Annotated in this window: 14 protein-coding genes; 8 read left to right on the plus strand and 6 right to left on the minus strand. The window is 65.4% G+C overall.

The window, feature by feature from the left end; translation table 11 throughout:
* Positions 1–210: 210 nt before the first annotated feature.
* Positions 211–1416 (minus strand): cytochrome P450, encoded by a 1206-nt coding sequence (locus A5733_RS23815; protein WP_076241896.1) that lies wholly within the window; start codon positions 1414–1416, stop codon positions 211–213.
* Positions 1413–2093 carry an acetoacetate decarboxylase family protein gene (locus A5733_RS23820; protein WP_067773137.1) on the minus strand — a complete coding sequence of 227 codons (681 nt, stop codon included), beginning with the start codon at positions 2091–2093 and terminating at the stop codon, positions 1413–1415. The genes A5733_RS23815 and A5733_RS23820 overlap by 4 nt, the downstream gene beginning before the upstream one ends.
* A 254-nt stretch (positions 2094–2347) precedes the next feature.
* Between A5733_RS23820 and A5733_RS23825 the strand changes: the two genes are divergently transcribed.
* Positions 2348–3109 carry a class I SAM-dependent methyltransferase gene (locus tag A5733_RS23825; RefSeq protein WP_082957805.1) on the plus strand — a complete coding sequence of 254 codons (762 nt, stop codon included), beginning with the start codon at positions 2348–2350 and terminating at the stop codon, positions 3107–3109.
* Between the two features lie 28 nt (positions 3110–3137).
* On the opposite strand, the gene A5733_RS23830 is transcribed toward A5733_RS23825, so the two are convergent.
* On the minus strand, positions 3138–4169 hold the full coding sequence (locus A5733_RS23830; RefSeq protein ID WP_067772964.1) for an LLM class F420-dependent oxidoreductase: 1032 nt from the start codon (positions 4167–4169) through the stop codon (positions 3138–3140).
* A gap of 58 nt (positions 4170–4227) precedes the next feature.
* Between A5733_RS23830 and A5733_RS23835 the strand changes: the two genes are divergently transcribed.
* The 4 genes from A5733_RS23835 to A5733_RS23850 are packed head-to-tail and all read left to right on the plus strand — an operon-like array spanning position 4228 to position 8373.
* Positions 4228–5217, plus strand: coding sequence for a Zn-ribbon domain-containing OB-fold protein (locus A5733_RS23835; RefSeq protein ID WP_067772963.1), 990 nt, complete (start codon positions 4228–4230; stop codon positions 5215–5217).
* Positions 5218–5226: 9 nt separating this feature from the next.
* Positions 5227–6288 (plus strand): thiolase domain-containing protein, encoded by a 1062-nt coding sequence (locus tag A5733_RS23840; RefSeq protein ID WP_076241897.1) that lies wholly within the window; start codon positions 5227–5229, stop codon positions 6286–6288.
* Positions 6289–6290: 2 nt separating this feature from the next.
* Positions 6291–7484, plus strand: a complete 1194-nt coding sequence (locus A5733_RS23845; protein WP_067772960.1) for a thiolase domain-containing protein — start codon at positions 6291–6293, stop codon at positions 7482–7484.
* A gap of 10 nt (positions 7485–7494) precedes the next feature.
* On the plus strand, positions 7495–8373 hold the full coding sequence (locus A5733_RS23850) for a TIGR03619 family F420-dependent LLM class oxidoreductase (RefSeq protein ID WP_233152772.1): 879 nt from the start codon (positions 7495–7497) through the stop codon (positions 8371–8373).
* A 20-nt stretch (positions 8374–8393) separates the two neighbouring features.
* Here the strand turns inward: A5733_RS23850 and A5733_RS23855 are convergent, their stop codons facing one another.
* The gene (locus A5733_RS23855) at positions 8394–8918 is read right to left on the minus strand and encodes a gamma carbonic anhydrase family protein (protein WP_067772957.1); all 525 of its coding nucleotides are present in this window, start codon (positions 8916–8918) and stop codon (positions 8394–8396) included.
* A gap of 62 nt (positions 8919–8980) precedes the next feature.
* Between A5733_RS23855 and A5733_RS23860 the strand changes: the two genes are divergently transcribed.
* The 3 genes from A5733_RS23860 to A5733_RS23870 all read left to right on the plus strand — a co-directional run bounded on the left by A5733_RS23860 (position 8981) and on the right by A5733_RS23870 (position 11352).
* A complete protein-coding gene (locus tag A5733_RS23860) occupies positions 8981–9616 on the plus strand; it encodes a hypothetical protein (RefSeq protein ID WP_076241899.1) in 636 nt (211 codons plus the stop codon).
* Positions 9617–9724: 108 nt separating this feature from the next.
* The gene (locus A5733_RS23865) at positions 9725–10879 is read left to right on the plus strand and encodes a Rieske 2Fe-2S domain-containing protein (RefSeq protein ID WP_076241900.1); all 1155 of its coding nucleotides are present in this window, start codon (positions 9725–9727) and stop codon (positions 10877–10879) included.
* Positions 10879–11352 (plus strand): hypothetical protein, encoded by a 474-nt coding sequence (locus tag A5733_RS23870; RefSeq protein WP_076241901.1) that lies wholly within the window; start codon positions 10879–10881, stop codon positions 11350–11352. Before A5733_RS23865 ends, A5733_RS23870 begins: the two co-directional genes overlap by 1 nt.
* Before the next feature lie 76 nt (positions 11353–11428).
* On the opposite strand, the gene A5733_RS23875 is transcribed toward A5733_RS23870, so the two are convergent.
* Complete coding sequence (locus tag A5733_RS23875; RefSeq protein ID WP_067773161.1) at positions 11429–12577, minus strand: sulfotransferase; 1149 nt, start codon at positions 12575–12577, stop codon at positions 11429–11431.
* A 78-nt stretch (positions 12578–12655) separates the two neighbouring features.
* On the minus strand, positions 12656–13288 hold a 633-nt coding region (locus A5733_RS23880), incomplete at its 5' end, for an SDR family oxidoreductase (RefSeq protein ID WP_198938919.1).

Genomic DNA, 13288 nt, shown 5'->3' on the forward strand with positions numbered 1-13288 from the left:
CCACCGCACCGGCCAGCAGCGCTCCGCTCACCAGCATCCCGCCCAGCAGTGTTCGCCCAGGTAAATGTCGTGCCATAGCGTGCGCCCTTCGATCGTCGCGTCATCCCCGATTTCGAAAGACTATCTAATTAGACAAGCTAGGCGGAACCTGTGAACCAGCTTGCACAGCCGATACTTAAGTAGGACACAGGGATTCACAGGACCTGCCGGTCAGGCTCCCACCGGAGCGGTCGGGGTGAACACGACCGGCATCGATTCCGGACCGCTGACGAAGTTGGCCGGCCGCAACGGCAACGGCGCGTCGTCGGCCAGACGCAGGTCGGGCAGACGGGTGAGTAGCCGCTCGATCATCAGCCGCAGTTCCAGCCGGGCCAACTGATTGCCCAGGCAGAAGTGCGTCCCGAACCCGAAGGCCATGTGGCTGTTCGGATTCCGGTCGATTCGGAACTCGTCGGGATTCTCGAAGACCGTCTCGTCGAAGTTGGCCGATTCGAACATCAGCATGATCTTCTCGCCGGCTTTGAGCTCGGTGCCGTGGAATGTGGTGTCAGCAGTGAGGGTGCGGCACATGTTCTTGACCGGTGAGGTCCAGCGCAGCATCTCCTCGATCGCCCCGGGGAGCGCGTCGCGGTTCGCCACCAAGGTCTCCCACTGGTCACGATGGCGCAGCAGTTGCTCGGTGCCGCCGGAGAGGGTGTGGCGGGTGGTCTCGTCACCGCCGATGAGGATCAGCAGTGTCTCCATGACGATTTCGTCGTCGGACATCCGTTGCCCCTCGACCTCGGCGTTGACCAGGATCGAGAACAGATCGTCGTTGGGCTCTGCGCGCCGTTTGGCGATCACCTCCATGGTGAAGGCGGTATAGGCGGCGAAGGTTTCCATGATCTTGGTGATCGCCGTCTCGTCCAGGTGCGACGACAGCCCGCACACCAGCTCATCGGACCACCGCAGCAACAGGTCCCGTTCGGTGGGCAGCACTCCGAGCATGTCGCCGATCACCGCCATCGGCAGGGGCGCGGCGATGTCGCGGACGAAGTCGCACTCCCCCTTCTCACACACCGCGTCGATCAGGGTGTCGCACAGGCTCGTGATCGACGGCACCTTGTCCATGACGCGTTTGCGGGTGAATCCGGAGTTGACGAGCTTGCGCCGCAACACATGTGCCGGATCGTCCATGTCGATCATGTACGGCATGCCCGGCTGGTCCGGGCGGATCCCGCCGGTGCTGGAGAACAGCTCGGGGTTACGTTCGGCATCGATCACCGCGGCGTACGTCGTGGCCGCGGCCAGGCCGTTGCGGTCGCGGAACACCGGCTCATTCGCCCGCATCCAGCGGTAGGCCTCGCGGGCGCCGCCGTCGGCATAGAACGTGCCGTTGGTCAGATCGACATCGGGCTTGAGCAGAACCTGGGTCACGGAATCTCCTTGGCGTCAGCGAAAGTCATCTGCACATTGCGGGCCGAGCCGGACAGCAACGCCCGCTTGGGCAGGCCCAGCGCGGCGAGTTCCTCGGCGTAGGGGTGATCCCCCAGCCGGATTCGCACCCCACCCGGGCGGTAGCGCACACCGGAAAGCCGCATCGTCCCCTCGGTTTCGCGCAACACCCCGTCGAGATGTGAGTAGGTGGACTGCACCTGCGGTTTGGCGGTGAACGCCGACGGCACCGGCAGGCCGGGCTTGAACTCCATACCGACCGCGAGCCGGCCGTCGATGCTCACCTCGAAGCCGAACGGCTTGCCCTCACGAAGGGCGAAGTCCGCCAAGACCTTTGGATAACCCCAGATCTGCCGGCCGGCCTGCAGGGTGAACTCACCGTCGACGGGCAGATGGTGCACGAAGGCGCCGGCCGAACCGAAGCCGCGCAAGCCGGTTTCGCGCGAGCCGGGCCGGTTGACCATCACATTGGTGCCGTACTCCAGGTACGGCCCCAGGTCGCCGTCGATGTAGCGCATCAGCATCAGCACGGCGATCGCGCGGTGCGGCCGGTACCGGTAGACCTGCAGCCCGCTGTAGTCGATCATCCGCTGCGCGGCCGCGGCGTCCACCGAGAACATCGCCATGTGTTGCTCGGCGGTGCGGATCTGCACCGGCATGGTCAGCACCGTGCCGGCAACAGTGTGTTGCGAGGGCCCGGAGGCAGGAGCGCTGTGACTCACGCCATAAATCTAGAACCTCGAGTAGACAGCTTGCAAGGAAGTGTCTACTCGTCAGACCGAGGCCAATGCGACCGAGTGTGAGGTCGGCCCGGTGAGGTAAGTTCGGGTCGGTGATCGAGAACTCGTCACCGGCTCCCCGTGCCACGGTTGATCTGAGCGACGTCGCCGAGACGGCCCTGTTGACGCTGCAGATGCGCGCGCACGAGGCAAGGCGTCCTGACCGCATCATCGATGATCCCGTGGCGGTGCAGTTGTTCGACTCGATCGATTGCGATTTCGCCAAGTTCGGGTCGCCTCGGCGCCAAGACGTGGCGCTGCGCGCCTTGCTCTTCGACATGACCACGAGCGCCTACCTACGCGACCATCCGAAAGCCACGGTGGTGGCGTTGGCAGAGGGGTTCCAGACCAGCTTCCATCGGCTCGACACGGCCGGTGTCGGACATGATTTCCGCTGGCTGACAGTCGATTTACCGCCGATGATCGAGCTACGCCGCAAACTCCTGCCGCCTTCGGACCGCGTGGCCGTCTGCGCACAGTCGGCACTGGACTTCAGCTGGATGGACGAGGTGGACCCAGGCGACGGCGTGTTCGTCACGGCCGAGGGGCTCCTGATGTATCTGGAGCCCGAAGAAGCGATGGGGCTGATTCGTGCATGCGCGAAACGATTCGCCGGCGGTCAGATGATGTTCGACCTGCCGCCGGCTTGGCTTGCCGCGTGGGCGCGCAAGGGGATACGCACCTCGCGGCAATACCGGATGCCACCCATGCCCTTCAACATGTCCCCGTCCGAGGCAGCGGGCCTGGTCGACACCGTGCCCGGCGTCCGGGCAGTGCAGAACCTGCCGCTCCCCCGCGGTCGGGGGCGCATCTTCAACGGAGTTTTGCAGGCGGCGCAACAGCTTCCGTTGTTGAGGTCGGCACAGCCGACGATCGTCCGGTTGGATTTCGGCTAGACCGGTCGCCAGGAAGGGTCGGCGTGGCCTATACCAACGCGGCCAGGTCCTTGATCTGCTCGACGGAGCGGGCGCCGACCACCATCATCGTGACGCCGGAGGCCTCCCACGCCTTGATCTGCTCCTTGACGTAATCGAGGTTGCCCACGATCGCGGAGTCGTCGACCAGCTCGTCCGGGATGATCTTGGCCGCTTCATCCTTGCGGTCACTGCGGAACAGCTTGGTGACGTCGTCCACGACCTCGGCGTAACCCATGCGGCGATAGACCTCGGCGTGGAAATTCGTGTCCTCCGAACCCATTCCGCCCATGTACAGCGCCAGGTGCGGCTTCATCAGCTCCATGATCGCGGGCCGGTCGTCGGTGACCACGACCTGCGCGGTCGCGCAGATCTCGAAGGTCTCCCGGGTGCGCCGGGCGCCGGGCCGGGCGAACCCCTCGTCCAGCCATTCGTTGTACATCCCGGCGATGCGCGGCGAGTAGAAGATCGGCAGCCAGCCGTCGGCGATCTCGGCGGCCAGCGCAACGTTCTTGGGACCTTCGGCGCCCAGCATCACCGGGATGTCCGCGCGCAGCGGGTGGGTGATCGGCTTGAGGTTCTTGCCCAACCCGGTGGTTCCCTCACCGGTCAGCGGCAGCGGATAGTGCGGGCCGTCGCTGCGCACCGGCGCCTCGCGCGCCCAGACCTGGCGCAGGATGTCGATGTACTCGCGGGTGCGGGCCAGCGGCTTGGGGAATTTCGCGCCGTACCAGCCCTCCACCACCTGCGGGCCCGAGACGCCGAGACCGAGGATGTGGCGGCCGCCGGAGAGGTGATCCAACGTCAAGGCGGCCATCGCGCAGGCCGTCGGCGTGCGGGCCGACATCTGGATGACCGAGGTGCCCAGCCGCATGCGGGTGGTCTCGCGTCCCCACCAGGCCAGCGGGGTGTAGGCATCCGATCCCCAGGCCTCCGCGGTGAAGACGGTGTCGAAGTCCGCTTCCTCGGCCGCGGCGACGAGTTCGGCGTGGTTGGTCGGCGGCTGAGCGCCCCAGTAACCGAGTTGCAAACCGAGCTTCATTTAGATGACCTTCCCACACGTCCTTGCGACGATTCTTAGAACCTGTTCTACTCGATGTGTGACAGCCAGCCAAAGCCGCCCGGCCTCGACAGATCACCGTGAGCCGCCACTTTCCGCGCCACTGAAACTGTCGTTTGACTACACCCGTTCAGTTGGGCCTCTGCTCAGTCAGTTCTTCACTGCCCTGCGTGAGCGCCGGATCGTCGGCGTGCGCGGGTCGGACGGACGCGTGCACGTGCCACCTGCTGAGTATGACCCGGTCACCTACGAGGCATTGACCGAGGTCGTCCCGGTCGCCAGCGTCGGCACCGTGCTGTCGTGGACGTGGCAGCCCGAGCCCCTGGAAGGCCAGCCGCTCGACCGGCCGTTCGCCTGGGCGTTGATCAAGCTCGACGGCGCTGATACGCCGTTGCTGCATGCGGTCGACGCAGCAGAAGGCGAGCTGGCCACCGGTGCCCGCGTGCATGCGCACTGGGTCGACGAGCCGGTCGGCGCGATCACCGACATCGCGTACTTCTCCCTCGGTGACACCCCCGAAGACGTACCGGAAAGCTCGGATGACCGCGATCCGGTGACCATGCTCGTGGTGCCGTCGGCCATCGAGATCCAGCACACCGCCTCCCGGCCCGAGAGCACGTACCTGCGCGGGTTGCGTGAGGGCAAGCTGCTGGGCGCCCGCTCCGGCGATTCGGGCAAGGTGTACTTCCCGCCTAAAGAGGCCGATCCGGCCACCGGCAAGGAGCTCGACCAGTTCGTCGAGTTGGTCGACAAGGGCACCGTCACCACCTTCGCGATCATCAACATCCCGTTCGCCGGTCAGCGGATCAAGCCGCCCTATGTCGCGGCGTATGTGCTGCTCGACGGCGCCGACATTCCGTTCCTGCACCTGGTCACCGACATCGACGCGTCCGAGGTGCGGATGGGCATGCGGGTGGAGGCGGTGTGGAAACCCCAGGAGGAGTGGGGCCTCGGCATCGACAACATCTCGCACTTCCGGCCGACGGGTGAGCCCGACGCCGACTACGACAGCTACAAGCACCACCTGTAAAGGGAACTCATGACATTTCGTGACGTAGCCGTCGTCGGTTTCGCGCATGCTCCGCATGTGCGCCGCACGGATGGCACCACCAACGGCGTCGAGATGCTGATGCCGTGTTTTGCCAGCCTCTACGAGGAGCTCGGCCTGCAGCAGACCGACATCGGTTTCTGGTGCTCGGGCTCATCCGATTACCTTGCCGGCCGGGCCTTCTCGTTCATCTCCGCGATCGACTCGATCGGCGCCGTGCCGCCGATCAACGAGTCCCATGTCGAGATGGACGCAGCGTGGGCGCTGTACGAGGCCTACATCAAGATCCTCACCGGCGAGGTGGACACCGCGCTGGTCTACGGTTTCGGCAAGTCCTCGGCGGGTGTGCTGCGCCGCGTGCTCGCCTTGCAGACCGACCCGTACACCGTCGCGCCGTTGTGGCCGGATGCCGTCTCGATGGCCGGACTTCAGGCCCGGTTCGGGCTGGACGCCGGCAAGTGGACGGCCGAGCAGATGGCCCAGGTGGCACTGGATTCCTACGCCGCCGGTGGCCGCACCGACAAGGAAGAAGTCACCGGAACCGTCTCGGACCTGCTGGACCGTCCGTTCTTCGCCGACCCGCTGCGTCGCCACGACATCGCCCCCATCACCGACGGCGCGTCGGCCATCGTGCTGGCTGCCGGTGACCGGGCCCGCGAGCTTCGCGAAAACCCGGCCTGGATCACCGGTTTCGAGCATCGCATCGAAACCCCGATGCTGGGCGCGCGCGATCTGACCGTCTCGACCTCGACGACTGCCTCGGCCCAGGCCGCCGCCGGCGGTGACGTCAGCTCGATCGAGGTGGCCGAGATCTACGCTCCGTTCACCCATCAGCACCTGATCCTCACCGAGGCGATCGGTCTGGGCGCGAACACCAAGGTGAATCCGTCCGGTGGCGCTCTGGCGGCGAATCCGATGTTCTCGGCCGGCCTGGAACGTATCGGCTTCGCCGCACAGCACATCTTCAACGGCTCGGCCGGGCGCGTGCTGGCCCACGCCACCAGTGGCGCTGCGCTGCAACAGAATCTGGTCGCGGTCTTGGAGGGTAAATAGTCATGGCACAACTCGCTGCGGTACTGGGCACCGGGCAGACCAAGTACGTCGCCAAACGCCAGGACGTGTCGATGAACGGCCTGGTCCGTGAGGCCATCGACCGGGCGCTGGCCGACTCCGGCTCGACGATGGACGACATCGACGCCGTGGTGGTCGGCAAGGCACCCGACTTCTTCGAGGGCGTCATGATGCCCGAGCTGTTCATGGCCGACGCCACCGGCGCCACCAACAAGCCGCTGATCCGCGTGCACACCGCCGGCTCGGTGGGCGGGTCGACCGCGATCGTGGCCGCCAGCCTGGTCAAGTCGGGTAAGTACAACCGGGTGCTGACCATGGCCTGGGAGAAGCAGTCGGAATCGAATGCCATGTGGGCGTTGAGCATTCCGGTGCCGTTCACCAAGCCTGTCGGTGCGGGCGCCGGTGGATACTTTGCCCCGCACGTGCGGGCCTACATCCGCCGCTCCGGCGCTCCCGAGCACATCGGCGCGATGGTGGCGGTCAAGGACCGGCTCAACGGTGCCAAGAACCCCCTGGCGCACCTGCATCAGCCCGACATCACCCTGGAGAAGGTGATGGCCTCGCAGATGCTGTGGGATCCGATCCGTTTCGACGAGACCTGCCCGTCCTCCGACGGTGCCGCCGCGCTGGTGATCGGCAACGAAGATGCGGCCGACGCTCGGATCGCCGACGGTCATCCCGTCGCCTGGATCCACGCCACCGCGCTGCGCACCGAACCGCTGGCCTACTCCGGCCGCGATCAGGTGAACCCGCAGGCCGGTCGCGACGCGGCCGCCGCGTTGTGGCGCGACGCCGGGATCACCAGCCCCATCGACGAGATCGACGTGGCCGAGGTCTATGTGCCGTTCTCGTGGTACGAGCCCATGTGGCTGGAGAACCTCGGTTTCACCGCCGAGGGCGAGGGCTGGAAGCTCACCGAGGCCGGCGAGACGGCCATCGGCGGCAAGATCCCGTTCAACCCCTCCGGTGGCGTGTTGAGCTCGAATCCGATCGGCGCGTCGGGCATGATCCGCTTCGCCGAATCGGCGATCCAGGTGATGGGCAAGGGTGGCGATCACCAGGTCGAGGGTGCACGCAAGGCACTCGGCCACGCCTACGGCGGTGGCGCACAGTACTACTCCATGTGGGTGGTTTCTTCCGACAAACCCGACAAGCCTTCGGCCAAGCCGGGTGCCTGATCCGGTGAAGATGAAGTACACGCTCAGCGTGGCCATGGGGCCACTGGAGCACCTGACCGGGTTGGCCCGCACCGCCGAGGAAGTCGGGTTCGATTCGATCGCCCTGCCCGACTCACTGTTCTACATGGAGAAGCAGGCCGCGGACTATCCGTACACCCCGGATGGTTCGCGGATGTGGAATGCCGAAACCCCCTGGGTGGACCCGCTGATCGCGGCGGCGTCCATGGGGGCGGTGACCTCGACGTTGCGGTTCTACACCAACGTGATGAAGCTTGGGTCGCGTAATCCGCTGCTGCTGGCCCGCCAGGTCGGCTCGGTGGCGAACCTGACGAACAACCGGTTCGGTTTCGGCGTCGGGATCGGTTGGGCTCCCGAGGAATTCGAGTGGTGCGGGGTGCCGTTCGCCAAGCGCGGCGCGCGTGTCGACGAGATGATCGAGGTCCTCAAACTCGTGCTCGGCGGCGGCATGGTCGAGTTCCACGGCGACTTCTACGATTTCGAGCGCCTGCAGATGAGCCCTGCGCCGTCGGCGCCGGTGCCGTTCTACGTCGGTGGGCACACGCCGGTGGCGCTCAAACGGGCGGCCCGCGTCGGTGACGGCTGGACGTCCGCGATGATGACCTGCGCCCAATTGGCCGAGACGGTCACGGCGATCAACACGCTGCGGGCCGAATACGGCCGGGCTGACGAGCCGTTCGAATTCCAGGCGGTGTGCATCGACAAGTTCGACCTCGACGGGCACCGTGAGCTGGCCGCGGCCGGCATCACCGACAACATCGTCATTCCGTGGATGTTGGAAGGCCTGGGCTTCGATGCCCCGCTGGAGAAGAAACAGGATTCACTCAAGCGGTTCGCCGACACCTACATCCACTCCGGCTGGCAGGACTGAGCTGACGGGCCGCAACCAAGCTAGAGCTCGGTGAGGCCCGTCAGGTAGCGCTGCGCCAACTCGCGGTACGCCGCTGGATTCGTCTGCACCCACGTCTGCGCACCGGTACCGGCGATCGGTCCGCGGATCTTCGCGGGTGCGCCGGTCACGAGCACCTCGTCGGGGATCTTGGTGCCGCCGATCACCAGTGAATGTGCGGCGATCAGGCTGCGCCGGCCGATCACCGCGCCGTCCAGCACCGTGCAGTGGTTGGCGATCAACGCCTCCTCACCGACATGCACGCCGTGCACCACGCACATGTGGGCCACGGTGGCGCCGGGTCCGATATCGACCGGGATGCCCGGTGGCGCATGGAGCACCGAACCGTCCTGAACGTTGGCTCCCTGCCGGATCACAATCGGCGCGAAATCGGCTCGCAGCACGGCGTTGAACCACACCGAGGCACCGGCCTCGACCGTCACATCACCGATCAAGGTCGCCGTCGGGGCCACGAATGCGGTGGGGTCGACCACGGGCGCGCGGCCCTCGAAGGAAAACAGCGGCATCGTCCAGATATACCGCAGGAAATCGGCGTCGGCGCGGCGACGAGTACCCTTGAACAGTAACTATGCCGCCCACGACAACCGTTCGCCTCAGATCACTGCTCACCATCGGTTTCGCCGCAGCCGTCGTCGGCACGGCCGGCGCCTGCACCCCGTCCGCCGATTCGCCGACCTCCCCGTGGGTGGCCACGCCACCCCCGTCGTCGAGCACGACGGCGACCAAGTCGCCGAAATCACAGGCGTTCGACTACAGCTACCTGCTCCTGCAGGCCGAGGACGTGAGCATCCCGCCGGAAGTCTTCAGCGCGCGGTCCACCAAGAACAACCCGGACGGTCAGGACGGGGCCAGCGCCCTGTTCGTCAATGCCGATGACACCCGGGCCATCGCGGACACCGTCCTGATCTACCCGGATGCGGAGACCGCCTCGGCCACGCTCAAGCAGGCGTCCGCGGCCGTAAGCACCATGGTGACCGGGGGCCCGCCGCAGCCGGTACCGATCGGCTCGGGCGGCACCGTGATCTCGGGGATGGCACCCGACAACTCGAAGGCGGTGACATTGCTGATGTACACCCAGGGCCGCGCGGTGGTGCGCCTGGAATTCGACAGCAACCCCGACGATCCGGTGTCTCCGCAGACAGTGGCCGCCGTCGGCCGCATGCAACAGATTGCTCTGCGCAACGGTCTTCCGGAGCGGGAGTAGCCCACGCTCACTAAGGGTATGCCGCAGGTCACGCCCTGGTGATTGCCAGAAGGGACCGAAAAACTGTAACGTGTTCTAGTTAGAGAGCACAGATACGGGAGGCCCACCGTGACTACCGAACATGCCGGCATCAGAGAGATCGACACCGGCGCCCTGCCAGACCGCTACGCGCGGGGTTGGCACTGCCTGGGACCGGTCAAGGATTACCAGGACGGTCAGCCGCACGCCATCGAGGCATTCGGCACCAAGCTGGTCGTGTTCGCCGACTCCAAGGGCGATCTGAAGATCCTCGACGGTTACTGCCGCCACATGGGCGGTGACCTGTCGCAAGGCACGATCAAGGGCGACGAGGTGGCCTGCCCGTTCCACGACTGGCGCTGGGGCGGCGACGGCAAGTGCAAGCTCGTCCCCTACGCCAAGCGCACCCCCCGGCTGGCCCGCACCCGGGCCTGGCACACCGACGTGCGTGGTGGCCTGCTGTTCGTCTGGCACGACCACGAAGGCAACCCACCGGCCGAAGAAGTCCGGATCCCCGAGATCCCGGAGTGGTCCAGCGGCGAGTGGACGGACTGGAAGTGGAACACGATGCTCATCGAAGGCAGCAACTGCCGCGAGATCATCGACAACGTCACCGACATGGCGCACTTCTTCTACATCCACTACGGCCTGCCGACGTACTTCAAGAACGTCTTCGAGGGCCACATCGCCTCGCAGTACCTGCACAATGTCGGCCGGCCCGACATCAGCGACATGGGCACCACCTACGGTGAGGCCCACCTCGACTCCGAGGCGTCGTACTTCGGCCCGTCCTTCATGATCAACTGGCTGCACAACAACTACGGCGGCTTCAAGGCCGAGTCGATCCTGATCAACTGCCACTACCCGGTCACCCAGGATTCGTTCGTGCTGCAGTGGGGCGTGATCGTCGAGAAGCCCAAGGGACTCGACGACAAGACCACCGAGAAGCTCGCGGTGGCGTTCACCGACGGCGTTTCCAAGGGCTTCCTCCAGGATGTCGAGATCTGGAAGCACAAGACCCGCATCGACAATCCGTTGCTGGTCGAAGAGGACGGCGCGGTCTACCAGATGCGCCGCTGGTATCAGCAGTTTTATGTAGATGTGGCGGACGTGACATCTGATATGACCGACCGGTTCGAGATGGAGATCGACACCACCGCGGCCAACGAGAAGTGGCATGTGGAGGTCGAGGAGAACCTCAAGATCCAAGCCGCGCAGAAGGAATCGGCGGAGCAGTCGAGCTGATGGCAGCACGCAACGAGCGGGTCGAGACCCCCGATGTGGACCAGATGGCCCGCTCGATGCTGCTGCTCCACGGTGGCCACGACGACGACGAGCACCACTCACACGGCGGTGGGCCGTCCTCTGGAACGTGGTCCAAGGCACCGGATTTCGCATCCGACCCGGCCCGCGCCGCCGCCGTGCGGGAGGCCAGTGCCCGCGATCGCGAGCGCTATCTGACGTCCGGCCTGGTGTCGGTGGACTGCCGGTTCTGTCACGTGTCGGTGCAGGTGAAAAAGCTCAGCGCCGAACACACCTCGGTGCAGTGGAATTCCGAAGCAGTGCAGCGCTGCGCAACATTCGAAGAGATCCGGGCCTCCGGTGGCGATCCGGCCCGGGCTCGGTCCTGCCCTCGGCTGACCGACAGCATCAAACATGCCGTCGCCGAGGGGTGTCTGGAGGAGATCTCCAGCGCCCCCTCCCCGGGCGACGGCTGACTTTCCTCCGCGAGCAGACATAAACCCGTAGCTTTCTGCGTGAAAAGCTACGGGTTTATGTCTGTTCGCGGGAGGACTAGAGGCCCTTGAACCGCTCCTTGACCGTCTCGGCGGTCAATCCGTAATCGGCCAGTGAGTACGTGTGTTTCGGTGCACGCGGCCCCTGTTGGCTGGCCGTGTGACTGTCGACGATCGCCTGTCGCGCGGCGTCGGTGAAATCCAGGCCGAACGTGCGGTAGATACCCTCGACCGCGCCGACCGGATCTTTGATGAACTCGAAATAGTCCACGTCGCAGAACTGGGCCGAATCATGCTTGGCCCGTTCGGCGTTGAACAACTCCAGCCCGCGCGACCAGGTCTCCATGGCGTCTTCGCCGATCACGTTTCCGGTGAACGTATTGGACCAGCCCTCGGTGGTGTGCTGAGACAGTGAGCACATCGAGGCCATGATCGTCTCCGCCGGGCGGTGGCATTGGACCACCAAGGCGTCCGGATACGTCGCGAACAGCGCATCGAGGGCGAACAGATGGCTGGGATTCTTGAGCACCCAGCGCTTTTCGGGCTCGTTGAGACCGATCAACTGCAGGTTGCGGCGGTGCCGTTGATACGGTTTGGTCCAGTCCTGCCGCGCCAGCCACTGCGAGTAGGTCGGCACATGGGCCAGCGTCTCGTAGGACACCGAGTGCAACGACTGGCGCAGCAACTGCCAGCACTCCTCGACCTCATCGGCGGTCATGTAGTGCAGACCCGTGTAATCCGGGTTCTCTTCGTGAGCCTTCTTGAACTGGGCATCGAGTGCGCTGAATACCGGGTTGTCCGGCCAGGTTTCGCGCGGCGGCCGCGGCTGTGGGAACTCCGCCAGCCACATCTCAAGGCCCTGGTGCATCGGGTCTGCCGCCAGCAACCGGTGGATCACCGTAGTCCCGGTGCGCGGCAGACCGGTGACGAAGATCGGCCGCTCGATCGGTACGTCGACATGCTGCGGGTACTGCTTGAACGCGGCCTCCGAGACAAGCCGGGCCACCAGCGCGTTACGGGTGAAGAAGCGCTGCATCTTGCTGCCGAGCTCGGTCAGATCGGCGTCGCGCTGATAAGACTCCAGCAACACCCCGAGCGCTTCGAGGTAGTTGTCGTCGTCGGAGCCGAAATCCTCCAGGCCGCAGGCCTTTGTGGCCGAGGCGTGCAGATCCTCGATGGTGCCCACGTTCGTCCGGGCGCTACTCATGGCTCGACTCCTTCTCGCTCCGGTCCTCGCTCGTACCTCGCTGCGATCCTCACTCGTCGTCGCCTTCGCGGGTCGCGCTCATGCCTTGAACTCCCCACAGTTCACATCCAGAGCCTGGCCGGTGATACCACTGGACAGATCACTGGCCATGAACAGGATGGCCGAGGCCACCTCGTCTTCGGTCGGCAGCCGCTTGAGGTCGGACGACGCCGCCGTCGCCTTGTAGATCTCCTCGACGGTGGTGCCGTACTTGCCGGCCTGGTGGGTGAAGTAGCTCTCCAACGTGCCGCCCCAGATATAGCCGGGCAGAACAGAATTCACCCGGATTCCCTGGTCACCCAACTCGGTGGCCAGGGTCTGCGACATGGCCAGCAGGGCCGACTTGGCCATCTTGTACGCCCCGTATTTGGCCTGTGAGTGGCGGACCACCATGGAGTTCACGTTGACGACAGAGCCCTTGCTCTGGGCCAGGGCCGGCGTGAAGGCCTGCACCATCCGCAGCGCGCCGAACACCGTCAGCTCGATGGCATCGCGCATGTGCTCGAAGGTGGTGTTGGCGAACGGTTTCATCGACGGCACTCGGAACGCGTTGTTGATCAGGACGTCGACCTTGCCGTAAGCCTCCAGCGACGCGTCGACGAGGTGGCCAAGCAGGTCACCGATCTGGGCCGTCGGGCAGTCTCCGTGGGCACCGACATCACCGACGAAGCA

It is taken from the genome of Mycobacterium sp. NS-7484, assembly GCF_001953975.1.
In the GTDB taxonomy this organism is placed as follows: Bacteria; Actinomycetota; Actinomycetes; order Mycobacteriales; family Mycobacteriaceae; genus Mycobacterium.

What these genes read in the sequence shown, in the direction of transcription:
- A5733_RS23820 (WP_067773137.1), bottom strand. Translation starts at nt 2,093, where the DNA reads ATGCCGGTGCAGATCCGCACCGCCGAGCAACACATGGCGATGTTCTCG.
- A5733_RS23825 (WP_082957805.1), top strand. Translation starts at nt 2,348, where the DNA reads ATGCGCGCGCACGAGGCAAGGCGTCCTGACCGCATCATCGATGATCCC.
- A5733_RS23830 (WP_067772964.1), bottom strand. Translation starts at nt 4,169, where the DNA reads ATGAAGCTCGGTTTGCAACTCGGTTACTGGGGCGCTCAGCCGCCGACC.
- A5733_RS23840 (WP_076241897.1), top strand. Translation starts at nt 5,227, where the DNA reads ATGACATTTCGTGACGTAGCCGTCGTCGGTTTCGCGCATGCTCCGCAT.
- A5733_RS23845 (WP_067772960.1), top strand. Translation starts at nt 6,291, where the DNA reads ATGGCACAACTCGCTGCGGTACTGGGCACCGGGCAGACCAAGTACGTC.
- A5733_RS23850 (WP_233152772.1), top strand. Translation starts at nt 7,495, where the DNA reads ATGAAGTACACGCTCAGCGTGGCCATGGGGCCACTGGAGCACCTGACC.
- A5733_RS23855 (WP_067772957.1), bottom strand. Translation starts at nt 8,918, where the DNA reads ATGCCGCTGTTTTCCTTCGAGGGCCGCGCGCCCGTGGTCGACCCCACC.
- A5733_RS23860 (WP_076241899.1), top strand. Translation starts at nt 8,981, where the DNA reads ATGCCGCCCACGACAACCGTTCGCCTCAGATCACTGCTCACCATCGGT.
- A5733_RS23870 (WP_076241901.1), top strand. Translation starts at nt 10,879, where the DNA reads ATGGCAGCACGCAACGAGCGGGTCGAGACCCCCGATGTGGACCAGATG.
- A5733_RS23875 (WP_067773161.1), bottom strand. Translation starts at nt 12,577, where the DNA reads ATGAGTAGCGCCCGGACGAACGTGGGCACCATCGAGGATCTGCACGCC.